General features: G+C 71.4%; 18 protein-coding genes. 13 read left to right on the top strand and 5 right to left on the bottom strand.

Features of this window, described 5'->3' with window-relative positions:
* The 4 genes from FE256_RS12805 to FE256_RS12790 form a co-directional block, all read left to right on the top strand.
* Positions 1-986: acyl-CoA dehydrogenase family protein (locus FE256_RS12805; protein ID WP_354646056.1), on the top strand; the 986-nt coding region annotated here is incomplete at its 5' end.
* Positions 980-2,359: a bifunctional PIG-L family deacetylase/class I SAM-dependent methyltransferase gene (locus tag FE256_RS12800; RefSeq protein WP_138176225.1), complete on the top strand. Its 1,380-nt coding sequence runs from the start codon at positions 980-982 to the stop codon at positions 2,357-2,359. The genes FE256_RS12805 and FE256_RS12800, both read left to right, overlap by 7 nt.
* Entirely contained in the window at positions 2,356-3,075 is a 720-nt protein-coding gene (locus FE256_RS12795) for a glycosyltransferase family 2 protein (protein ID WP_138176223.1), read from the top strand. Before FE256_RS12800 ends, FE256_RS12795 begins: the two co-directional genes overlap by 4 nt.
* A gap of 99 nt (positions 3,076-3,174) precedes the next feature.
* Complete coding sequence (locus tag FE256_RS12790; protein WP_138176221.1) at positions 3,175-4,350, top strand: zinc-dependent alcohol dehydrogenase; 1,176 nt, start codon at positions 3,175-3,177, stop codon at positions 4,348-4,350.
* Between the two features lie 71 nt (positions 4,351-4,421).
* On the opposite strand, the gene FE256_RS12785 is transcribed toward FE256_RS12790, so the two are convergent.
* Positions 4,422-5,645 (bottom strand): ATP-grasp domain-containing protein, encoded by a 1,224-nt coding sequence (locus tag FE256_RS12785; protein ID WP_138176219.1) that lies wholly within the window; start codon positions 5,643-5,645, stop codon positions 4,422-4,424.
* A gap of 101 nt (positions 5,646-5,746) precedes the next feature.
* Here FE256_RS12785 and FE256_RS12780 point away from each other — a divergent pair, with 101 nt between their 5' ends.
* From FE256_RS12780 to FE256_RS12770, 3 genes are read left to right on the top strand one after another with little or no spacing between them, the layout of a single operon-like run.
* On the top strand, positions 5,747-7,465 hold the full coding sequence (locus tag FE256_RS12780; RefSeq protein WP_138176217.1) for a circularly permuted type 2 ATP-grasp protein: 1,719 nt from the start codon (positions 5,747-5,749) through the stop codon (positions 7,463-7,465).
* Positions 7,459-8,391: an alpha-E domain-containing protein gene (locus FE256_RS12775; RefSeq protein WP_138176215.1), complete on the top strand. Its 933-nt coding sequence runs from the start codon at positions 7,459-7,461 to the stop codon at positions 8,389-8,391. The genes FE256_RS12780 and FE256_RS12775 overlap by 7 nt, the downstream gene beginning before the upstream one ends.
* A complete protein-coding gene (locus FE256_RS12770; RefSeq protein WP_138176213.1) occupies positions 8,388-9,233 on the top strand; it encodes a transglutaminase family protein in 846 nt (281 codons plus the stop codon). The genes FE256_RS12775 and FE256_RS12770 overlap by 4 nt, the downstream gene beginning before the upstream one ends.
* A gap of 205 nt (positions 9,234-9,438) precedes the next feature.
* Here FE256_RS12770 and FE256_RS12765 read toward each other — a convergent pair whose 3' ends face one another.
* The gene (locus FE256_RS12765; protein ID WP_138176211.1) at positions 9,439-10,434 is read right to left on the bottom strand and encodes a LacI family DNA-binding transcriptional regulator; all 996 of its coding nucleotides are present in this window, start codon (positions 10,432-10,434) and stop codon (positions 9,439-9,441) included.
* A gap of 123 nt (positions 10,435-10,557) precedes the next feature.
* Between FE256_RS12765 and rhaI the strand changes: the two genes are divergently transcribed.
* From rhaI to FE256_RS12745, 4 genes are all read left to right on the top strand, one after another.
* A complete protein-coding gene (rhaI, locus tag FE256_RS12760) occupies positions 10,558-11,724 on the top strand; it encodes an L-rhamnose isomerase (RefSeq protein ID WP_138176209.1) in 1,167 nt (388 codons plus the stop codon).
* A gap of 80 nt (positions 11,725-11,804) precedes the next feature.
* Positions 11,805-13,841, top strand: a complete 2,037-nt coding sequence (locus tag FE256_RS12755) for a bifunctional aldolase/short-chain dehydrogenase (protein ID WP_138176207.1) — start codon at positions 11,805-11,807, stop codon at positions 13,839-13,841.
* Positions 13,838-15,238, top strand: a complete 1,401-nt coding sequence (locus tag FE256_RS12750; protein WP_138176205.1) for a rhamnulokinase — start codon at positions 13,838-13,840, stop codon at positions 15,236-15,238. The genes FE256_RS12755 and FE256_RS12750 overlap by 4 nt, the downstream gene beginning before the upstream one ends.
* 63 nt (positions 15,239-15,301) lie before the next feature.
* Positions 15,302-16,540, top strand: a complete 1,239-nt coding sequence (locus FE256_RS12745) for an alpha-hydroxy acid oxidase (protein WP_138176203.1) — start codon at positions 15,302-15,304, stop codon at positions 16,538-16,540.
* A gap of 21 nt (positions 16,541-16,561) precedes the next feature.
* Here FE256_RS12745 and FE256_RS12740 read toward each other — a convergent pair whose 3' ends face one another.
* The gene (locus FE256_RS12740) at positions 16,562-18,187 is read right to left on the bottom strand and encodes a DHA2 family efflux MFS transporter permease subunit (RefSeq protein ID WP_138176201.1); all 1,626 of its coding nucleotides are present in this window, start codon (positions 18,185-18,187) and stop codon (positions 16,562-16,564) included.
* Positions 18,188-18,292: 105 nt separating this feature from the next.
* On the opposite strand from FE256_RS12740, the gene FE256_RS12735 reads away from it, so the two are divergent.
* Entirely contained in the window at positions 18,293-19,726 is a 1,434-nt protein-coding gene (locus FE256_RS12735; RefSeq protein WP_138176199.1) for a helix-turn-helix transcriptional regulator, read from the top strand.
* A 28-nt stretch (positions 19,727-19,754) separates the two neighbouring features.
* Here FE256_RS12735 and FE256_RS12730 read toward each other — a convergent pair whose 3' ends face one another.
* Both FE256_RS12730 and FE256_RS12725 read right to left on the bottom strand, forming a co-directional pair.
* Positions 19,755-21,134 (bottom strand): MFS transporter, encoded by a 1,380-nt coding sequence (locus tag FE256_RS12730; protein ID WP_394529670.1) that lies wholly within the window; start codon positions 21,132-21,134, stop codon positions 19,755-19,757.
* Positions 21,135-21,139: 5 nt separating this feature from the next.
* Positions 21,140-21,601, bottom strand: a complete 462-nt coding sequence (locus FE256_RS12725; protein ID WP_138176195.1) for a MarR family winged helix-turn-helix transcriptional regulator — start codon at positions 21,599-21,601, stop codon at positions 21,140-21,142.
* A 117-nt stretch (positions 21,602-21,718) separates the two neighbouring features.
* On the opposite strand from FE256_RS12725, the gene FE256_RS12720 reads away from it, so the two are divergent.
* Positions 21,719-22,567: an alpha/beta fold hydrolase gene (locus FE256_RS12720; RefSeq protein ID WP_138176193.1), complete on the top strand. Its 849-nt coding sequence runs from the start codon at positions 21,719-21,721 to the stop codon at positions 22,565-22,567.
* The last annotated feature ends 2 nt before the right edge of the window (positions 22,568-22,569 follow it).

Below are 22,569 nucleotides of genomic sequence, written 5' to 3'. Positions count from 1 at the left end.
ACGACGTCCGTGCTGCCCTGACGAGCGCGGATGCCGTGCACGGCTTCGGCACCGACATCGCCGCCACGCTGGCGTGGGCCGTCGGTGTCGCCCGGCCCCGCTCGGTCGCGGCGACGGGGGAGCTGCTCGCCTCGGTCGCCGTGCGCGACGTCGCCGCGGCCCGGGTGCTGGAACCGCACCTCGACGCCCTCGGCATCCTCGACGAGGCCGCCGCTGCGGGGCCGGCGCTCGACATCGACCGCGACGGCGCCTGGGGCGTGTTCGCGGCCGAGGGTCCGGGGATGCGCCTGGAGGCGCGTCAGGATGCCGGAACCTGGCGGCTGCACGGCACGAAACCGTGGTGCTCGCTCGCCGCACACCTCACGCACGCGCTCGTCACCGCCTGGGTCGACGACGAGCGCCGGCAGCTGTTCGCGCTGGACCTGCGCGACCCGGCGGTGACGGCGCGGTCCGGCCCGTGGCATGCGCGCGGGCTCGAGCGCGTCGTCAGTGCCCCGATCGATGTCGACGGCGCCGTCGCGGTTCCGGTGGGCGAGCCCGGCTGGTACCTGCGTCGGCCCGGATTCGCGCACGGCGGTGTGGGGGTCGCGGCGTGCTGGTGGGGCGGGGCGGTGCCGCTGCGGTCGGCGCTCGCCCGGGCCGCGCGCGACGATCGCGCCGACCAGCTCTCCCGGGTGCACCTCGGCCGGGTCGACACCGCGCTGTGGGCCGCGCGCGCCGTGCTGGTCGAGACGGCGACGGTGTTCGACACCGGGTCTTCGGCATCCGCGGGTCTCCGTGCCGCGCGTGCGCGGACCGTCGTGGCCGATGCGGTCGAGACGGCGCTCACCGAGGCCGCGCACGCCCTCGGCCCCCTGCCGCTCGTCGCCGACGAGGCGCACGCGCGGCGCGTGGCCGACCTGCAGGTCTACGTGCGGCAGCACCACGCCGAGCGGGATCTCGCGAAGATCGGCGGCGACGTGGCGGCGGGGGTGGGCGGATGGTGAGCTTCGATCACCGCGACCCCGGCACCGACGAGGACGTCTGGGCGTCGGCCCTCGCCACGCGGGACCCGCTGCCCGCACTCGGCCTCGAGGTGGACCGCCTCATCGTCGTCGCCGCGCACCCCGACGACGAGACCCTCGGGGCCGCGGGGCTGCTCGCGACGGCCTCCGCCCGCGGCATCCCGATCGACCTGATCGTGGTGACCGACGGCGAGGGCTCTCACCCCGACTCGGTCACGCACAGCCCGGCGACTCTGGCGCTCTTGCGCCGCCGGGAACTGGTCGACGCGGCGCGCATCGTCGGCCTCTCCGGCGACCCCGTCTTCCTCGGACTCCCCGACGGCGGCACCGCCGAGTATCGGGATGCCATCACCGGGGCGCTCCGCGACGCCCTCGACCGCGCGGGCGCGGATCGCGTGCTCGTGCTCTCGCCGTGGCGGGGCGACGGGCACCGCGATCATCGCGTGGTCGGCGAGATCGTCGAGGCCGTGTGCGCTGCGCGCGGCGTGCGATCGCGGGCGTTCCCCATCTGGCTCTGGCACTGGGGCGGCCCCGACGACGTGCCGTGGGACCGCGCCGAGGGACTCGCGCTCGACACCGCCGCGCAGGAGGCGAAGGCTCGCGCCCTCGATGCGCACGCCACGCAGCTCCACCCGCTGTCGGCCGCGGCCGGCGACGAGGCGATGGTCCACCCCCGCATGCGCGCGCACTTCGCACGCGCCGCGGAGGTGTTCCTGGCGCCGGATCCCGCCGCGGACGGCGCCTCCGCCGGCACGGTCGGCCCGGACTACTTCGACGACATGTACGCCCGCCACGACGACCCGTGGGGCTTCGACTCGCGCTGGTACGAGGAGCGCAAACGGTCGGTCCTGCTCGCGGCTCTGCCCCGGTGCCGATACCGCTCGGCGCTCGAGGCCGGCTGCGCGACGGGCGCCTTGACCGTCCGCCTCGCCGAGCGGTGCGAACGGGTGCTCGCCGTCGACCTCGCCCCGGCGGCTCTCGAACGGGCGCGCCGCCGGCTGGTGGGACACGAGAACGTCGAGTTGCGCCGCGCGATGCTCCCCGACGAGTGGCCCGCGGGCGAGTACGACCTCGTCGTGCTGTCGGAGGTGGCGTACTACTGGGGTGCCGGCGACCTCGACCGCGGTCTCGCGGCGAGCGTCGGCTCGCTCAGCGGCGACGGTCACCTCGTCGCCTGCCACTGGCGGCATCCGGTCGCGGAGTACCCGCGCAGCGGCGACAGTGTGCACGACGCCCTCGCCGCGCGACCGGATCTCGTCCGCCTCGTCCGGCACGAGGAGGAGGACTTCGTGCTCGAGGTGTTCGGACGGCCCGGGGCGCGCTCGGTCGCGGCCGAGGCGGGACTCGTGCCGTGAAGGCCGTCGCCGTGGTGATCCCCGCGCACGATGAAGAGGCGCTCATCGGGCTCTGCCTCGCGTCGGTGACGCGCGCCGTGGCGTACGCGCGGGAGCGCGAGCCGGGCCTCGTCGCGGCGGTGGTCGTGGTGCTCGACGCATGCGGTGACCGCACGGCCGAGCGGGCGCGACAGTGGCCCGTCGAGACGGTCGAGATCACCGCCCGCAGCGTCGGCACCGCCCGTCGGATCGGTGTCGCGCACGCGCTGGCGACTCTCGACGCCCGGCCCGACGACACCTGGATCGCGATGACGGATGCCGACACGGTGGTGCCGCGCGACTGGATCACGCACCAGCTCGATCAGATGGATGCCGGCATCGACCTGCTCCTCGGGACCGTACGCCCCGACTTCGCCGACCTCAGCGCGCGCCACGCCGCGTACTGGCGCGCGACGCATCATCGCGGCCGGCCGCCCGGCAACGTGCACGGCGCCAACCTCGGCGTCCGGGCGAGCACGTACGCCGAGGCCGGTGGCATCCCGGATCTCGTGGAGCACGAAGACGTCGCCCTGGTGCGCGCGGCCCGGGCCCTCGGCGCGCGCGAGCGGGCGAGCGACGTGCACGAGGTCGAGACCTCCGGTCGTTTCACGGGGCGCACGCCCGGCGGCTATGCCGCGTTCCTGGGGCGGGTGCACGTCTGGATCGACGCACCGTCGCTTGCCGCGCCGGGCGTCTGACGCAGCCCCTGGGGGCTCGGCATCCATTCGTCAACCACCCCGTCGCCCGGACGACCTCGGCGCAGACTGGTCGTCCCCCGGAACGAAAGAGGCAGCACGATGAAGGCACTGACCTGGCAGGGCAAGCGCAACGTGAGCGTCGAGGAGGTTCCTGACCCCACGATCCTCGAACCGACCGACGCGATCGTGAAGATCACCTCGTCCGCGATCTGCGGCTCCGACCTGCACCTGTACGAACTCTTCGGCCCCTTCCTCGACAAGGGCGACGTGCTCGGACACGAGCCCATGGGCGTCGTCGTCGAGGTGGGCTCGGCCGTGACGACGCTCTCGGTCGGCGACCGCGTCGTCGTCCCCTTCAACATCTCGTGCGGACACTGCTTCATGTGCCTGCGCGGGCTGCAGTCGCAGTGCGAGACCACGCAGGTGCGCGAGTACAACAGCGGCGCGTCGCTGTTCGGCTTCACCAAGCTGTACGGCCAGGTGCCCGGCGGGCAGGCCGAGTACCTGCGGGTGCCGCTGGCCGACTACAACCACATCCGCGTGGGCGAGGACCTGCCCGACGACCGGTATCTGTTCCTCAGTGACATCGTGCCGACGGCCTGGCAGGGCGTGCAGTACGCGAACGTCCCCGACGGCGGCACACTCGCGGTCATGGGACTGGGACCCGTCGGACAGTTCGCGTCGCGCATCGGCGTGCACCTGGGCTACCGCGTCCTCGCGGTCGACCCGGTCGCCGAGCGTCGTGCGATGGCCGAGCGCCACGGAGTGCAGACCTTCGACCTCACCGACACGGTGGTCGACGAACTGCGCGACCTCTCGGAGGGCCGGGGCGTGGACGGCGTCGTCGACGCGGTCGGCATGGAGGCCCACGGCAACCCCGGGGCCACGTTCGCCCAGAGCGCCATCGGGCTGCTCCCGGACGCGCTCGCGCAGAAGCTCATGGACACCGCGGGCCTGGACCGCCTCGCCGCGGTGCACGCCTCGATCGACGTCGTCCGCCGCGGCGGGACGGTCTCGCTGAGCGGCGTCTATGCCGGTGACGCCGACGTCCTGCCGATGAAGACGATGTTCGACAAGCAGCTGAGCATGCGCATGGGCCAGTGCAACGTCAAGCGGTGGATCGACGACCTGCTCCCGCTCGTCGAGGACCCGGCCGACCCGCTGGGCGTCATGGATCTGGTGACCCACCACGCCCCCCTCGAGGACGCCCCCGCCCTCTACGAGATGTTCCAGAAGAAGGAGGACGGCTGCATCAAGGTGGTCCTCCGCCCCTGACTCTGTTGCGTGAGGGGTCAGTATTTGTCGCTGCGCGGCTCGCCAGGCGACAGTTCTTGACCCCTCACGCGCTAGAGGCGGCCGGCGTGGACCGACTCCAGGGACTCCGCGTCGGCGGGGGACATGCCCTGGATCGGCTCGCCGTTCCAGACGATGTCGTCGCCGAGGGCGGCGAGCACCTCCTTGCGGTCGCCGTGCGAGATCTTCGCGCCGTGCACGAGGGTCGCGGGGCTCCACAGCATCGCCGCACCGTCCCACCACCCGGCCCCGACGTCGCGCACGTGCAGCAGATCGTGCAGTGTCGTGGGCAGGTGCTTCAGCGGCTCGGTGAAGGCGTCCGCGAGGACCGCGAGCGTGATCTGTCTCTCCGTGCCGGGGATCGCCACGACCGTCTCCTCCACCACCCCCTCGATCGCGCGCGAGACATCGTCGGCCTCGAGCAGGATGACGCCGTTCGTCGGCCGCGGGTTGCACTCGATGATCTTGTAGTCGGGCGCGGCCTCGGTGCCGTGATCGACGAAGTCGAACGAGATCTGCCCCGTGAAGCCCGGGTCGAGGGCGTTGACGAGCTGCTGCGTGTAGCGCAGCGTGTCGGTGCTGTCGACGGCGACGAATGCGATCGCGGTGCTGTGGGCCCACTGCTCGGCGGCCTTGTACATGGTGTGGGCGGTCACGCGGCCGTCGACGACGACGCTGTACGTGCACACCATGGGGCCGTCCACGAACGGCTGCACCAGCCACGGCTGCTCGGGAGTGGGCACGCACTCCTCGACGGGGATCTTCCCCGCCAACGGGCCCGTGTTGGTGAGCAGCCCCACGCCGCCGCGCGAGAACGCCGCACGGGCGAAGTACCGGGGGAAGCGGTCGATCGCCTCGCGCAGCTCCGCGGGCGAGGTGACCACGACGGTCTCGGGGATGGGGACATCGGCCTCCTGGGCCAGTCGCTGGAAGCTCGCCTTGTCGTGCAGACGCGCGAGGTCGGCGAAGCTCCCCGCGTACAGCTCCACGCCCGCGGGCAGGTCGGCGACGCGGGCGGCGAGGTAGAAGACCTCCTCGAACGTCGGGATGATGACGTCGATGTCGTGCTCGCGTACGTAGGCGTTCAGCGTGTCGATGAAGGCATCCGTCGCGAACCGCGGTGACGGGGTGACGAGGTGGCCGGCGAGGAAGCGCGAGTGGCTGCCCACCGCCCCCTCGTACGTGTCGCTGGCGAAGACCGTGTGGCCGACGCTGCCGAGCTTGCGGATGAGGTCGAGAGCGAACGTGTTGCGGGAACTGGTGACGAGCACGCGCATGGTGGGACCCCTGGTCGAGCCGGCAGATGTCGGGCCAGCCTAGCCAGCCGCCCCGCGCGGGGGAAACACCTCCGCAACACGGGCGTGAGTAGGCTCGGGGCATGGGTGACCTGTTCGACGGTTACGGCTCCACGTTGGCGCCGCGCAAGACCGCATCCGGCATCCCGGCGTACGACGAGATGTTCGGTGTCCCGGCCACCCCCGGAGACGCGGCACCCTCTCGAGAGGCGTATCGGGAGCTGTACCAGGCGTTGGCCAAGATGACGCAGGAAGAGCTGCGCGGGCGCACCGACTCGCTCGCCAGCTCGTATCTCGCCCAGGGCGTGACCTTCGACTTCGCCGGCGAGGAGCGTCCGTTCCCGCTGGATGCCGTGCCCCGGGTGATCGCGTACGACGAATGGTCGCGCATCGAAGCCGGGGTGAAGCAGCGCGTGCGGGCGCTGGAGGCGTTCCTCGACGACGCCTACGGCAATCAGCACTGCGTGCGCGATGGCATCCTGCCCGCGCGTCTGATCTCGTCGTCGCAGTACTTCTACCGCCAGGCTGCCGGTATCCGGAGCGCCAACGGCGTGCGCATCCAGGTGTCGGGCATCGACCTGATCCGCGACGAGCACGGCGAGATGCGGGTGCTCGAAGACAACGTGCGCGTGCCCTCCGGCGTCTCGTACGTCATCTCCAACCGCCGGGTCATGGCCCAGACGCTGCCGGAGCTGTTCGTCTCGATGCGGGTGCGCCCCGTCGGCGACTACCCCAACAAGCTGCTCGCGGCGCTGCGCGCGTCGGCCCCGCCCGGCATCGACGACCCGAACATCGTGGTGCTCACCCCCGGCGTCTACAACTCGGCGTACTTCGAGCACACGCTGCTCGCGCGGCTCATGGGCGTCGAACTGGTCGAGGGCCGCGATCTGCTGTGCATCGGCGGCAAGGTGTTCATGCGGACCACCCGCGGCCCTCAGCGCGTCGACGTCATCTACCGCCGCGTCGACGACGACTTCCTCGACCCGCTGCAGTTCCGTGCCGACTCGATGCTCGGAGCCCCCGGGCTCATGCTCGCCGCGCGCCTGGGCAACGTCACGATCGCCAACGCGGTCGGCAACGGCGTCGCCGACGACAAGCTGCTCTATACGTACGTGCCCGATCTGATCCGGTACTACCTCGCCGAGGAGCCGATCCTGAAGAACGTCGACACGTGGCGTCTCGAGGATCCGGGCGCGCTCGAAGAAGTGCTCGACCGCCTCGACGAGCTCGTCGTCAAGCCCGTCGACGGATCGGGCGGCAAGGGGCTCGTGGTGGGCCCGGATGCCTCGCCCGCCGAACTCGACACGCTGCGCAAGCGTCTGCTCGCCGACCCGCGCGGCTGGATCGCGCAGCCGGTCGTCATGCTCTCGACCATCCCGACGCTCGTCGAGGACGGCATGCGCCCGCGTCACGCCGACCTGCGTCCCTTCGCGGTCAACGACGGCGACGACATCTGGGTGCTGCCCGGCGGTCTGACGCGCGTGGCCCTTCCCGAGGGGCAGCTCGTGGTCAACTCCAGCCAGGGCGGCGGCTCGAAGGACACGTGGGTGGTCGGAGGATCGGCTCCCTCGCACGTCGAGTACGGCCAGGGCACCGGTGTCTCGGGACTGGTCGCCGATCAGGCGGCGGTCACCGAGGCGATTCCGATCATCTACGACGGGCAGCCCGCGCCGGCCACGGCGCCGCACGATGCCCGGGCGGGCCGCGACCAGACGGAACAGCAGCAGCAGGCCGACGCCGGCGTCCAGCACGGACCGCAGGCCGAGCAGCAGCAGCAGTCGCGGGAGGTGGCTTCGTGCTGAGCCGCATCGCCGAGTCGCTGTTCTGGATCGGGCGCTACATCGAGCGCTCCGACGGCACCGCCCGTATCCTCGACGTCCACCTGCAGCTGCTGCTCGAGGACCCGTGGATCGACGAGGACACCGCCTGCCGGTCGCTGCTGAGCGTGATGGGCTCGGCGTTCCCCGAGAACGTCGACAGCGTGCGCCGCGACGACGTGCTCGCGCGTCTCGCCGTGGACCGCATGAACCCGGCGAGCATCGCGTACTCGCTCACCGCGGCGCGCGAGAACGCCCGCCGCGCGCGCGAGATCGTCTCGACCGAGCTGTGGGAGATCCTCAACACCACGAACTCCCGGATGCCACGGCGTCTGCAGACCGACAAGGTGCACGAGTTCTTCCAGTGGGTGCGCGAGCGCGCGGCGCTGGCGATCGGCACGGTCGACTCCTCGACGAACCGCGACGAGGCGTGGCAGTTCTTCACGCTCGGGCGCAGCATCGAGCGCACCGACATGACCGCCCGACTGCTGGGCACGCGCTCGCTCACCGAGGTGTCGGGCCCGTCCTGGACGACGATCCTCCGCTCGTGCGGCGCGTACGAGGCGTATCTGCGCACGTACCGCGGGATGCCGAGTGCCCGCAACGCGGCCGAGTTCCTGCTGTTGGACCGCTTGTTCCCGCGGTCGATCATCTATTCCATCCAGCGCGCCGAGGACTGCATGAGCGCCATCGATCCCCGCGCCGACCGCGTCGGCCACTCCAACACGGTGCTGCGTGCCCTGGGGCAGATCCGCAACGACCTGGAGTACCGCCCGATCAGCGACATCCTCGCGGAGCTCCCCGAGCACATGCAGCGCGTGCAGACGGTGACGCGCGAGGCGTCCGAGGCGATCCGCTCGCGCTTCTTCCCGACGCAGGCCGAGCCGGCATGGATCGGGGAGATCTCATGAAGCGTCTGCGCATCGAGCACCAGACGGGCTTCGCCTACCCCGGCGACGTCGTGGCGTCGTACAACGAGGCCCGCATGCTGCCGGTCTCGACCGATAGTCAGTTCGTGCTGAGCTCGTCGCTCGACATCGAGCCCTCCACCTCGGTCAACCAGTACGTCGATTACTTCGGCACGCGCGTCGCGGCGTTCGACGTGCTCTCGCCGCACGCGGCGCTGACGATCACGGCGCGCTCCCTGGTGGAGGTGCGTCCGCGTCCCATCGAGCACGCCGACATCACGTGGGAGGAGCTTCGCGAGGAGGCCTCCCGGCCGATTGCGACCGTCGAGCAGCTGACGCAGACGCGCCGCACGACGCCCCATCCCGAGGTCGCCGAGCTCGCGCGCTCGATCGCCGCCCGGTACGACCGTCCCGGTCCCGCCGCGCACGCGATCGCGGAAGCGGTGGGGGATGCCATCGACTACATGCAGGGCGTCACGGGTGTGCACTCCACCGCGGTCGACGCCTGGGAGGCTCGCAAGGGCGTCTGCCAGGACATCGCGCACATCACCCTCGGGGCACTGCGCGAAGTCGGCATCCCCGCCCGCTACGTGTCGGGCTACCTGCACCCCAAGCCGTCCGCCGAGGTCGGCGAGGCCGTCACCGGAGAGTCGCACGCCTGGGTGGAGTGGTTCGCGGGCGACTGGCAGGGCTTCGACCCCACGAACAACATCGAGATCGGCGACCGTCATGTGCTCGTCGGTCGCGGCCGTGACTACAACGACGTTCCGCCGCTGCGCGGGGTGTACGCGGGTCCCGGCAAGAGCAACCTCAAGGTCAAGGTCACGATCACCCGCGAGACGTAGATCGCACGACGCAGGGGGTCTCGCGGCGGGGCGCGAGCGGCACAACTCCGGCAATGTCGGCCGGGAGGGCGGGTGTCGCCGGATTTCGGGCCTGGCTGCAGGAGTTGTGCGGCCCGGGGGAGAAGTGCGGGCCGGAGGGCTTCGGCGCGTCGGGTGCGGGAGTGCGCGTCTCCGAGGGGCCGCGCGCCCGCGGCGTCGCGACCGGTCAGCCGCCGGTCGAGGCGCGAATCACGAGCTCGGGACGGAAGCGCACCCGGCGGGGCGCCTTGGCCGGATTGTCGAGCGATTCCAGCAGCAGCTCGATCGCAGTCGCGCCGATCTCGCGCGCGGGCTGACGCACCGACGACAGCGGGACCACGGTCGACTGCGCGAAGTCGATGTCGTCGTACCCGACGATCGCGAGGTCGGCGGGCACCCGGATCGCGCCGAGGATGGCGCTGCCCTGCAGGACCCCGACGGCGAGCAGGTCGTTCGCGCAGAAGGCGGCATCCGGGCGGTCCTCGGGAGCGCGGCGGGCGAACTCCTCGCCGACCTCCCGGCCCGCCAGCACCGTCAGGGTGGGCTTCTCCACGATCTCGAGCTGCGCGTCGGGAACCTCGGCGAGTGCACGGCGGGCGCCCTCGAGTCGATCGATCACCTGGCGCACCGCGAGCGGCCCGCCGACGAAAGCGATCCGGCGTCGGCCCCGGTCGAGGAGGTGCCGGGTGGCGAGATAGCCGCCCTCGACGTCGTCGACCGCGACCGAGGGCAGGTTCCCGTCGGGAGCCTCGCCGTCGACCAGGACGAGGGGGATGCCGGGATGCGCGATCGCGGACGCGGCGAGATCGCTCGGCGTGAGCAGGACGCCCCGGACCCGTTGCTCCCGGAAGAGGTCGAGGTAGGCGCTCTCACGCGCGCCGTCCTGCCCGCTGTTGCCGAGCAGGACGGCGAGTCCTTCGGCTTCGGCGCGTTCTTCGGCGCCGCGTGCGACCTCGGCGAAGAACGGGTTGGCGCTGTCGAGCACGATGAGCCCGACGGAGCGGCTCTGCCCCGCGCGCAGCTGGCGGGCGGCGTCGTTGCGGACGAACCCGAGCGTCTCGATCGTGGCGTGCACGCGCGCGACGGTGGCGGGGGACACCTTGTCGGGGCGGTTGAGCACGTTCGAGACGGTCCCCACCGACACCCCCGCTGCCGCGGCCACGTCTTTGATGCTCGCTGACATCGGTGCCCCCTCCCGCTTGACGAACGGCGTCGGCCCACACTATCGTCTGAAACGATTCAGGGCATGAAACGATTCATGCGTTTCGCGCTGCTCCCACCCCCACCGCCGTGGAGAAGGACCCCCATGACCACTCTCACCCCCGAGATCCTCACGACCCTCGAAGGACAGGCCATCGAGCTGCCGTCGTGGGCGTTCGGCAACTCCGGCACCCGTTTCCGCGTCTTCCCGACCGAGGGGACGCCCCGCGATCCGTTCGAGAAGATCGCGGATGCCGCCGAGGTGAATCGGCTGACGGCGCTGGCTCCCGCCGTGGCGCTGCACATCCCGTGGGACCGCGTCGAGGACTACTCCGCGCTCCGCCGGCACGCCGAGGACCTCGGGGTGCGCCTCGGGACGGTCAACTCCAACACGTTCCAGGACGAGGACTACAAGTTCGGCGCCCTCACGCACCACGACGAGCGGATCCGGCGCAAGGCGATCGATCACCACCTCGAGTGCATCGACATCATGGATGCCACGGGCTCGCGCGATCTGAAGATCTGGCTGGCCGAGGGGTCGAACTACCCGGGCCAGAACGACATGCGCGATCGGCAGGACCGCCTGCACGATTCGCTGCAGCAGATCTATGCGCGCCTCGGCGACGAGCAGCGGCTCGTCCTGGAGTACAAGTTCTTCGAGCCGGCGTTCTACCACACCGACGTTCCGGACTGGGGGACCTCCTACGTGCAGGTGGCCGCCCTCGGCGACAAGGCGATGGTGTGCCTCGACACCGGTCACCACGCCCCGGGCACCAACATCGAGTTCATCGTGATGCAGCTGCTGCGCCTCGGGAAGCTCGGCTCCTTCGACTTCAACTCGCGCTTCTACGCCGACGACGACCTCATCGTCGGTGCGGCCGACCCGTTCCAGCTGTTCCGCATCCTCGTCGAGGTCGTGCGCGGCGGCGGCCTCAACAACCCCGACGTGGCCTTCATGCTCGACCAGTGCCACAACATCGAGGACAAGATCCCCGGGCAGATCCGGTCGGTGCTGAACGTGCAGGAGATGACCGCGCGCGCCCTGCTCCTCGACCGCGACGCGCTCGCCGCCGCCCAGCAGGCGAACGACGTCCTGGCCGCCAACGCGGTGATGATGGACGCCTTCTCCACCGACGTCCGCCCCGCGCTGGCCGCGTGGCGCGAGAGCCGGGGTCTCCCCGCCGACCCCATGGCGGCGTATGCCGCCTCCGGCTACCAGGCCCGCATCGCCGCCGACCGCGTCGGTGGCACCCAGGCCGGCTGGGGCGCCTGATCAGACCCACCGGGGCGGCGCCCGATCTCGCCGCCCCGGTGCCTTCCTTTCCGCTCGCTCCGACTCCCGTGAGGAACGTCATGACCACCGACACCGCCGCCGCCCTCATCGCGCGCAGCAACCGCCTCGGCTCCGACCCCAAGGTCACCAACTACGCCGGCGGCAACACGTCCGCCAAGGGCACCGACATCGATCCCGTGACCGGCGAGCCGGTCGAGCTGCTGTGGGTCAAGGGCTCGGGCGGCGACCTGGGCACCCTGACCGAGAAGGGCCTCGCGGTGCTGCGCCTGGACCGCATGCGCGCCCTCGTCGACGTGTACCCCGGCATCGACCGCGAAGACGAGATGGTCGCGGCCTTCGACTACTGCCTCCACGGCAAGGGCGGCGCGGCCCCGTCGATCGACACCGCCATGCACGGACTCGTGGACGCCGCGCACGTCGACCACCTGCACCCGGACGCCGGGATCGCGATCGCGACGGCCGCCGACGGCGAGGAGCTGACCGCGAAGATCTTCGGCGACAAGGTCGTGTGGGTGCCGTGGCGCCGTCCCGGGTTCCAGCTGGGCCTCGACATCGCGGCGATCAAGGCGCAGAACCCCCAGGCGATCGGCACGATCCTCGGCGGCCACGGCATCACCGCGTGGGGCGACACGTCGGACGAGGCCGAGCGCAATTCGCTCTGGATCATCGACACCGCGCAGGCGTACATCGACGCGCACGGGGCGGCGGAGCCGTTCGGCCCGGTCCGCTCGGGATTCGCCGCGCTGCCGGAGGCGGAACGTCGCGCCAAGGCGGCGGCGCTCGCCCCCACCATCCGCGGCCTCGCCTCGACCGACAAGCCCATGGTCGGCCACTTCACCGATTCCGACGTCGTGCTCGACTTCCTGGCATCCGCGAACGCTCCTGCGCTCGCCGCGCTCGGCACGAGCTGCCCCGACCACTTCCTGCGGACCAAGGTCAAGCCGCTGATCCTCGACCTGCCGGCCGACGCCCCGGTCGAGGACGCGATCGCGCGCCTCGCCGAGCTGCACGCGGCGTACCGCGCCGACTACCGGGCCTACTACGACGCCCACGCCGACGCCGACAGCCCAGCGATGCGCGGCGCCGACCCCCTCATCGTCCTCGTCCCCGGCGTCGGCATGTTCTCGTACGGCGCGAACAAGCAGACCGCCCGCGTCGCAGGCGAGTTCTACGTCAACGCCATCAACGTGATGCGCGGCGCCGAGGCGCTGTCGACCTACGCCCCGATCTCGGACGCCGAGAAGTTCCGCATCGAGTACTGGGCGCTGGAAGAGGCCAAGCTCCAGCGGATGCCGAAGCCCAAGACGCACCAGGGGCGCATCGCGTTCGTCACGGGCGCGGCATCCGGGATCGGCAAGGCCATCGCCACGCGTCTGGCCGCGGAGGGCGCGTGCGTCGTCGTCGCCGACCTCGACCTCGAGAAGGCGCAGGCCGCGGCCGCCGAGCTCGGCGGAACCGACGTCGCGATCGGCGTCGCGGCGAATGTGGCGGATGCCGCGGGCGTGCAGGCCGCGATCGACGCGACGCTGCTCGCGTTCGGCGGCGTCGATCTCGTCGTCAACAACGCGGGTCTGTCGCTGTCGAAGCCGCTGCTGGAGACCACCGAGAAGGACTGGGACCTGCAGCACGACGTCATGGCGAAGGGGTCGTTCCTGGTGTCGAAGGCCGCCGCGAAGGCGCTCATCGCGCAGAAGATGGGCGGCGACGTCATCTACATCTCGTCGAAGAACAGCGTCTTCGCCGGGCCCAACAACATCGCCTACTCGGCGACCAAGGCCAACCAGGCGCACCAGGTGCGCCTCCTCGCCGTCGAGCTCGGCGAGCACGGCGTGCGGGTGAACGGGATCAACCCCGACGGCGTCGTGCGCGGCTCCGGGATCTTCGCCGCAGGCTGGGGCGCCAACCGCGCGGCCACCTACGGCGTCAAGGAAGAGGACCTCGGTCAGTTCTACGCCAACCGCACGATCCTCAAGCGCGAGGTCGTGCCCGAGAACGTCGCCGACGCGGTGTACGTCCTCACCGGACCCGAGCTCTCGCGTACGACGGGGCTGCACGTGCCCGTGGACTCGGGCGTCGCCGCGGCGTTCCTTCGATGACGGCGACGCGCGCGGTCGCCGCGGTTGACCTGGGTGCCACGAGCGGCCGCGTGATGATCGGCCGCGTCGGCGACGACACGCTCGAGCTCGAAGAGGTCGCCCGGTTCCCCAACGGCCCCGTCGAGCGGGAGGACGGCTGGCATTGGGACATCGAGGCGCTGTGGGCGCACGTGCGGACGGGACTCGCCGAGGCTCTCCGGCGGGAGCCGGGCATCGAGAGCGTCGGCATCGACTCGTGGGCCGTGGACTACGCGCTGCTGCGGGGCGACGAACTGCTCGCCGAGCCGTTCCACTACCGTGACGCGCGGACGGCGCGGGGCGTGGAGGCCGTCCACGCCGTCGTCCCGTTCGCGGAGCTCTACCGCCGCAACGGCCTGCAGTTCCTGCCGTTCACGACGCTGTACCAGTACGCCGCCGATCCTCTCGTCGACGGCGCCGAGGTGAGCCTGCTCATCCCCGACCTCTTCGCCGCCCGCCTGACGGGGCGCCGTGTGGCAGAGCGGACGAACGCCTCCACGACGGGACTGCTGGACGTGCACACGGGGGAGTGGGACACCGCGCTCGCCGCGACGCTCGGGATCCCGGCATCCGTGCTCCCCCCGCTCGTGGACCCCGGCGACGAGATCGGTTCGACGGCGGACGATCTCGGTGCGCTTCCCGTGATCGCCGTCGGCTCCCACGACACCGCATCGGCGATCGTCGCGGTGCCCCTGTCGTCCCCGAACGCGGCGTACATCTCGTGCGGAACGTGGGGCCTCGTGGGTCTCGAGGTCGCGGAGCCGATCGTGACGGATGCCGCCCGCGCGGCGAACTTCACCAACGAAGGCGGCGTCGACGGGCGGGTGCGGTTCCTGCACAACGTCACGGGCCTGTGGCTGTTGAGCGAGACCGTGCGGGCGTGGGAGGTCGAGGACGCAGCCGCGATCGATCTGCCCGCGTTGCTGCGCGCGGCGTCGGCGGAACCGGATCCGGCGCACCTCTTCGACGCCGATGACCCGACCCTCGCCACGCCCGGCGAGATGCCCGGCCGGATCGCCGCGCTCCTGGGCGCGGAGCCGCCGACACCGGACGAGCGACCGGCGTTCGTCCGCGTGATCGTCGAGAGCATCGCCGCGGCGTTCGCGCGTGCCGTCCGCACCGCCGGCGCGCTCGCCGCGCGCGAGGTCGACGTCGTGCACCTCGTCGGCGGCGGCGCGCTCAATGCGCTCCTGTGCCAGGCGACCGCGGATCGGACCGGACTGCCCGTGCTCGCGGGGCCGGTCGAGGCCACCGCACTCGGCAACGTCCTCGTGCAAGTCCGTGCGCTCGGCGGCTTCGGCCCCGACGCACCCTTGGAGGATCTGCGCGGGCGCGTCGCGCGCGCGTTCCCTCCCCTCCGCTACGACCCCCGTCCCTGATCGTCGCGCTCGGTCCCTGGATCGGGCGTAGTCTGTGGTCAGACCACACGAAAGCGAGAATCCATGGTTCAGCGTCAGCTGCCCAAGGTCGGCGAGCTCCTCGAGCTCATGCAGTTCAAGAAGCCCGAGCTCGACGCGCGCAAGCGCCGTCTCGACGCGGCGTTGACGATCGACGATCTGCGCACGATCGCGAAACGGCGCACCCCGAAGGCGGCGTTCGACTACACCGATGGCGCCGCGGAGGGCGAGCTGTCGCTCGACCGCGCGCGACGCGCGTTCGAAGACGTCGAGTTCCACCCCGACATCCTGCGCCCGGCCGCGAACGTCGACACGTCGTGCGAGATCCTCGGGGGCCCCTCGGCGCTGCCGTTCGGCATCGCCCCGACCGGGTTCACCCGCCTCATGCAGACCGAGGGAGAGACCGCCGGGGCCTCCGCGGCGGCGGCCGCCGGAATCCCGTTCACGCTCTCGACGCTGGGGACGACCTCGATCGAAGGGGTCAAGGCCGCCAACCCGGTGGGCCGCAACTGGTTCCAGCTGTACGTCATGCGCCAGCGCGACATCTCGTTCGGCCTGGTCGAGCGCGCCGCGGCCGCGGGCTTCGACACGCTCATGTTCACCGTGGACACCCCCGTCGCGGGCGCGCGCCTGCGCGACAAGCGCAACGGCTTCTCGATCCCGCCGCAGCTCACCGTCGGCACCATCGTCAACGCCATCCCGCGCCCCTGGTGGTGGTTCGACTTCCTCACCACCCCCAAGCTCGAGTTCGCCTCGCTCAGCACGACCGGCGGTACCGTCGGCGAGCTCCTCAACGCCGCGATGGACCCCACCATCAGCTACGACGACCTCGACGTCATCCGCGGCATGTGGCCGGGCAAGCTCGTCGTCAAGGGCGTGCAGAACGTCACCGACGCGGCCCGCCTGGTCGATCTCGGCGTCGACGGCATCATCCTGTCCAACCACGGCGGTCGTCAGCTCGACCGTGCGCCCATCCCGTTCCGCCTGCTGCCGAAGGTCGTGCGCGAGGTCGGCAAGGACGCGACGATCATGGTCGACACCGGCATCATGAACGGCGCCGACATCGTGGCATCCATCGCCCTCGGCGCGAAGTTCACCCTCATCGGCCGCGCCTACCTGTACGGCCTGATGGCCGGCGGACGCCAGGGTGTGGACCGGACGATCGCGATCCTCCGCAGCGAGATCGAGCGCACCATGGCGCTGCTCGGAGTCTCGAGTCTCGACGAGCTCGAGCCCCGCCACGTCACTCAGCTCACGCGCCTCGTTCCGGTCAGCGACCGGTGAGACGGACGGCGGCCGGTCCCCTCACCGGTCGCCGTCCGCCGCGGCCGGTTCCCGGCGGCGGCCGCGCTCCCCGGTGCTGCTCGCCGCTGCGCCGAGGGTGAGCGTGGAGGCCAGGCCGAGGGCGAGGAACCCCGCCGCGGTGAACGCCGCCGCGCGCGTGCCGTCGCTGAACGCCGCCCGGGCATCGGTGGCGATGTCCTGCGTCTGCGGCGACTGCTCGAGGCCCAGGATCGCCGCCCCGGCGCTGTCGACCACCTGCGAGACCACCTGATCGCGCTGCTCCGCGGGGAGGTCGCGGTCGTCGAGGGCCGAGGTCAGCACGCTCGAGGTCGTCGAGAACAGGACCGTTCCGAGGATCGCCACGCCCAGGGCCGCGCCGAGCTGCCGCGAGGTGGACTGCGTGCCCGAGGCCGCACCGCTCTCGGACGGCGGTACCTCGGCGAGCACCACCCCGGTCAGCTGAGCGGTGGCCAAGCCGACGCCGATCCCGTAGACGAACAGGAACGGGATGAGCGGTCCCCACGCGGCATCCGGGCCGATGGTGACGGCGACACCGGCGACGCCGATGATCTCGGCGAGCAGGCCCCCGCGCACGATCCAGACGGGTGCGACCCTACCGCTGAGGGCCCCGGCGATGCCGCTCGCGACGAAGGAACCGATCGCGAGCGCGAGCAGCAGGAGCCCCGTCTGCAGCGCGTCGAACCCGACGACGAACTGCAGCCAGAGCGGGAGCGCGAGGATGATGCCGAACTCGCCGAGCGAGACGACGGCGGCGGCGATGTTGCCGTTGCGGAACGACGCGATGCGGAACAGGCCGAGCGCGAGGAGGGTGGAGCGTCCCGCGCGCCGGCGGTGGAGGCCCCACGCGATGAACGCCGCGAGGGCGACCGTCGCCACGGCGAACGCGATCGGCACGGGCGAGAGCGAGAAGGGCCACTGCCAGCCCCCGACCTCGGGGGTCTCCTCGACCCTCCACCACCCGTACGTGCGGCCCTCGATCAGACCGAACACGAGCGGGGCCATCGTCAGCACCGACAGCAGAGCGCCCACCCCGTCGATCGACTCGCGGCGGTCGCTGCGGGACTCGGCGACCGTGAACAGCACGCCCACGACGATCAGGATGCCGAGGGGGATGTTGATCCCGAACGCCCAGCGCCACGAGAACGCGGTGGTCAGCCAGCCCCCGAGCAGCGGGCCGACGGCCGCCATCCCGCCGATCGTGGAGCCCCAGACGGCGAACGCGATGCCGCGCTCGCGCCCGCGGAACGTGGCGTTGATGAGCGAGAGCGTCGTGGGGAGGATCATCGCGCCCCCGATGCCCTGGACCAGTCGCGCGAGGATCAGCAGCCCGCCGGTGGGGGCGAGGGCGGCGGCGATCGAGGCGAGCGCGAAGATCACGACCCCGATGAGCATGAGGCGGCGGCGACCGAAGCGGTCCGCGAGGCTGCCGAAGACCAGCAGCAGGGAGGCGAAGACGAGCGTGTAGGCCTCTTGCACCCACTGGACCTCGGTCGACGAGATGCCGAGGTCCTCGACGATGGAGGGGACGGCGACGTTGACGATCGTCGAGTCGACGATGATCAGCGAAACGGCGATGCTGATGAAGACGAGCCCCGCCCAGCGGCGCCCGTCCATACGAGTGGTCATATCGCTAGATTATCTAGCTATACCGCGTCGCGGCGAGGAGCAATTCGCGCCACCTGGCCGTCTTGCGCACAACGTGACCTAGCATGCCGACATGAGGAGTGCGCCGTGATCGAGGCATCCCCGCTCCGCAATATCCGGGCGGTCGTGGAGCGTGTGGTGACCGGGATCCTTCCCCTCGCGCCGGCTCCCGACGTCGCCGACTTGCGTTTCCTGGCCGACATCGAGGCGGGACCCGCGCCCAAGATCTGGGTCGACGGCAACGCCCGCACGCTCGAAGCGATGCTGATCGCGCGGGCGCGACTCGACCACGTCGACGGCAGCCTGAGCCTGATCGACACGCACTTCGCGGACGGACGACTGCGAGCCCCGGCCCGGCTGGAACCGGCGACCAGGTCGACGCTGTCCTCGGCCGTCGCCGAGGCCTACGCGGCGGCGGGACGGCCGCGCCACGCCGGCGAATACGCCGCCGCGGCGATCGCCTACGCCGACGACGCCGCCACGCTCTACCGCGCTCATGCCGTGCGCAGCCTCGCCACCGCGATCAACGGCGAGTACCGCCTGTCCGAGGAGAGTCTGCGGGTGTGCGAGGAACTGGCATCCGGATCCGGGTGGGAGGCCGTGCACCCCGACTACGACCTTCTGCTCGCGCGTCTCCTCGTGGCATCCGCCGCGCTGGACGCCGACACCCTCGACGCGACCGCCGAACGGCTCCGGGCCGGTTCTTCCGGCGACCCCTTCTGGCAGTACTCCGCGCGGGTGGCCGAGGCGATGGCGGCTCTCATCCGGCGCGACTACGCCGAGGGGATGGTGCTCGTGGCCGCCCTCACCGGCGGCACCGAGTCGTACTCCGGCCACACCATGGTGCGGGGGTTCGCGCAGGGGGTCTACGCCGACCTGCTGCTCGCCCGGGGCGAGGCGCGTCGCGCCCTCGCCGCGCTCGAGGGTCGGGAATCCCCGCCCGGTCACGCCCTGTGCTTCGACATGCAGCGCGCCGCCGCACTCATCGCGCTCGGGCGCGAGCGCGAGGTGCTGGAGTCCACTGATCCGTGCATCCGGATGGGCACGCGCCACTGCGTGCGGACGCTCACTCCGCTCCTGGTGCGCCGCGCCGTTGCGCACGCGCGTCTGGGCAACCAGGAGGCCGCCGACGCCGCGTTCGCGGAAGGGTTCGCCCTCTCCGAGCGCCTCGGCGTCTCGCTGACGCCGTACCTCACCCTGCCGCAGCCCGATCTCCAGGACCTCTTGGAACGGATGGCGCAGAACCAGCCCGCGTCCGCAGAGGCGGCGCGGCGGATCGCCGACATGCTCGCGCTCGTGCCGACCCGCGAGCACCTGCCGCCGCTTCCCAGCCTCAGCCCGCGAGAGGAGCGGCTGGCTCTGGCGCTACGGGGGCCGCGGAGCCTCCCGCAGATCGCCGACGAGCTCGACGTGTCGCCGAACACCGTCAAGTCCCAGCTGCGGTCGATCTACGCGAAACTGCAGGTGTCGGGGCGCGATGCCGCTGTGGCCGTGCTCGAGGCGCACGGCTTCTACGTGTGACGCCCGTTTCCGCGCGGACGGTTGTCGCCTACGCGGAGGGGCGTGCGGGGGAGGCCGGACGCGGATGCGCGCTGCCGCGCGGCGGGCGCTCCGTGGAGGGCAACGGGATCGGCGTCGTGCCGGCGATCTCGTCGCTGAAGTCCTCGGGCTCGGGCGCGATCGTCGTGATCGGACGCGTCTCGTCGAGCGTGAGCCGGAACCGCTTCGTGTCGTGCCGGTGGACGCGGCCCGACGCCAGCGTCCAGGCCACCCCGATGCCGCACGCCACGAACGCGACGACCGCGGCGAGGCCGATCGCGGTGCGCGGTCCGAACTCGTCGGCGACCCAGCCGACCACGGGGGCGCCGACGGGCGTCCCGCCCAGCAGGATCGCCATGTACAACGCGAGCACGCGGCCGCGCAGTGCCGGGTCGGTGGTGGTCTGCACGTAGCCGTTCGCCGTGGTCAGCATCGTCACGACGCAGAACCCCGTGAGCACGAGGGTGGCGGCGTAGGTGCCGTAGCTGGGGGCGAAGACCGAGAGCGTGGATGCCACGGCGAAGCCGCCGGACCCGAGGATCACCACGCGCATCCGGGCGCGGTCGCGGCGCGCGGCGAGAAGGGCCCCGGCGAGGGACCCGATCGCGACGAACGAACTCAGCAGGCCGAAGCCGTCCGCGCCGCGCCCGAACTCCAGCGCCATCGTCGAGGCGAAGATCGGGAAGTTCATGCCGAAGGCGCCCAGGAGGAACACCATCGCGAAGATCACGACCAGGTCGGGGCGCTTCGCGACGTACCGGAACCCGTCCGCCAAGCGCGCGGGGCCGCCGCGGCGGTGGTGGACGACCAGTTCGTGGGGTCGCATGAGGAGCAGGGCGCCGATCATGGCGAGGAACGTCACGGCGTTGGTGAGGAACACCCAGCCCGTGCCGACGACGACGATCATGAGTCCCGCCACCGCCGGGCCGATCAGGCGCGCGGTGTTGAACGAGGCGGCGTTGAGGGCCACGGCGTTGGAGGCGTTCTCCTTCGCGACGAGGTCGGAGACGAACGCCTGGCGGGCGGGGTTGTCGAACGCGGTGATCACGCCCAGTGCGAGGGCGAACACGAACATCAGCGGCAGCGTCATGACTCCCGTCACGAGCAGGATGCCGAGCGTCACGGCCAGCAGGAGCATCGCGCTCTGCGTGCACATGATCAGCCTGCGCCGGTCGAACCGGTCGGCGACCCATCCCGTGACGCCCACGAGCAGCAGCGGCGGTGCGAACTGGAGCGCCATCGTCACGCCCATCGCGGCGGCGTCGTTCGGTGTGAGTTCGGTCAGCACGACCCAGTTCTGGGCCGTGGCCTGCATCCATGCGCCGATGTTCGACACGAGCGCGCCGATGAACCAGACGCGATAGTTGTAGACCGAGAACGAGCGGAACATCGCACTCATGTGTCTGCCACCTTTCGCATGATCTCGGCTGCTGCGGCCAGGGTCCGCCGCTCGTCGTCGTCGAGGGAGGCCAGCGCTCCTTCGAGCCAGGCATCGCGACGCCGCACGGTCTCGTCGACGACGAGGCGTCCGGCATCCGTCAGGGCGATCGTCACTTTGCGGCGGTCGTCGTCGTCCGGGGTGCGCGAGAGGTAGCCCGCTTCCTCGAGGAGCGACACGGTGCGGTTCATCGACGGAGCCGTCACACGCTCACGGTCGGCGAGTTGGCCGAGGGTGTGCTCGCCGTGGAGCGTGAGGGCGGCGAGCACCGCGAACTGTCCGTCGCTCATGGTGTCGATCGCGCGCTGTGCGCGCAGGCGACGGGCGAGACGGAACGTCGCCATTCTCAGTTCGGAGGCGGCGGCGCTGAAGTCGTCACGCGAGTCGGAGAGGGGGGATTCGTCGACGCGTTCGTTCATGGTGCTCGATAGTTAGCATAGCTCATTAGTCTTGCTAACGGTCTGTTCGGCGCATCCCCTGTTTTCGCCGCGCGGATCCAGCCCGCGGCATCCGGGGCTCGCCCCTAGACTCGGCGCATGCCCGAGTTCGTCGACGCCTACGGCATCTCCATCGTCTACGACGTGTACGAAGCCGAGGAGCCCCGGGCGGTCGTCCAGCTGCTGCACGGGGTGGGTGAGCACGCCGGCCGGTACGGTGCCCTCATCGCGGCGCTCGTCGCCGACGGCTACACCGTGTACGCCGACGATCACCGCGGCCACGGCCGCACGGGCCTGCGGCAGTGGGGCGGCGACCACGGCAAGCTCGGACGCCTCGGTCCCGGGGGGCTCGGGGCCGCCCGCGACGCCGTGTGGACCCTCAGCCAGATGATCCGCAAGACGCACCCCGATCTTCCGCTCGTGCTCCTCGGTCACTCGTGGGGCTCGTTCCTCGCGCAGATGCTGGTGGACCGGCATCCGGATGCCTTCGACGCGGTCGTCCTCAGCGGATCGGCGCTGCGCTGGCCCGGTGCGCTGAACTCCGGCGACCTCAACGCGCCGTGGAAGCACGTGCGCGGCTCGGGCATGGAGTGGCTCTCCAGCGACGAGCAGGTCGGGCGGGATTTCGTCGCCGATCCGCTGACGACCTCGACGCCCCTGCTGCGGCTGTTCGGCCCGGTCGAGACCGCGAAGCTGATCGGCCGCCCGCGGCGCGACCTGGGGCAGGACATCCCGATGCTGCTGATGGTCGGGCGCGACGACACCGTCGGCGGTCCGCGCAGCGTGCATCGCCTGGCCGACGCGTATCGCACCCGCTCGGGGCTGATCGACGTGACCACCCTCGTCTACCCCGGCGCCCGGCACGAGATCTTCGCCGAGGTGCAGCAGGCCGACGTGCGCGCCGACCTGCTCGCCTGGCTCGACGCCCGGTTCCCCGCGCGCGGCTGAGC

Origin of the sequence: Microbacterium sp. 5K110, assembly GCF_005774735.1 — a bacterium.
Classification (GTDB): Bacteria; Actinomycetota; Actinomycetes; order Actinomycetales; family Microbacteriaceae; genus Microbacterium.
This window is presented reverse-complemented; position numbering and strand designations above follow the sequence as displayed.

Coding starts and splice junctions, on each gene's coding strand:
- FE256_RS12800 (WP_138176225.1), top strand. CDS start 980: ATGGTGAGCTTCGATCACCGCGACCCCGGCACCGACGAGGACGTCTGG.
- FE256_RS12790 (WP_138176221.1), top strand. CDS start 3,175: ATGAAGGCACTGACCTGGCAGGGCAAGCGCAACGTGAGCGTCGAGGAG.
- FE256_RS12785 (WP_138176219.1), bottom strand. CDS start 5,645: ATGCGCGTGCTCGTCACCAGTTCCCGCAACACGTTCGCTCTCGACCTC.
- FE256_RS12780 (WP_138176217.1), top strand. CDS start 5,747: ATGGGTGACCTGTTCGACGGTTACGGCTCCACGTTGGCGCCGCGCAAG.
- FE256_RS12770 (WP_138176213.1), top strand. CDS start 8,388: ATGAAGCGTCTGCGCATCGAGCACCAGACGGGCTTCGCCTACCCCGGC.
- FE256_RS12765 (WP_138176211.1), bottom strand. CDS start 10,434: ATGTCAGCGAGCATCAAAGACGTGGCCGCGGCAGCGGGGGTGTCGGTG.
- rhaI (WP_138176209.1), top strand. CDS start 10,558: ATGACCACTCTCACCCCCGAGATCCTCACGACCCTCGAAGGACAGGCC.
- FE256_RS12755 (WP_138176207.1), top strand. CDS start 11,805: ATGACCACCGACACCGCCGCCGCCCTCATCGCGCGCAGCAACCGCCTC.
- FE256_RS12750 (WP_138176205.1), top strand. CDS start 13,838: ATGACGGCGACGCGCGCGGTCGCCGCGGTTGACCTGGGTGCCACGAGC.
- FE256_RS12745 (WP_138176203.1), top strand. CDS start 15,302: ATGGTTCAGCGTCAGCTGCCCAAGGTCGGCGAGCTCCTCGAGCTCATG.
- FE256_RS12740 (WP_138176201.1), bottom strand. CDS start 18,187: ATGACCACTCGTATGGACGGGCGCCGCTGGGCGGGGCTCGTCTTCATC.
- FE256_RS12730 (WP_394529670.1), bottom strand. CDS start 21,134: ATGTTCCGCTCGTTCTCGGTCTACAACTATCGCGTCTGGTTCATCGGC.
- FE256_RS12725 (WP_138176195.1), bottom strand. CDS start 21,601: ATGAACGAACGCGTCGACGAATCCCCCCTCTCCGACTCGCGTGACGAC.
- FE256_RS12720 (WP_138176193.1), top strand. CDS start 21,719: ATGCCCGAGTTCGTCGACGCCTACGGCATCTCCATCGTCTACGACGTG.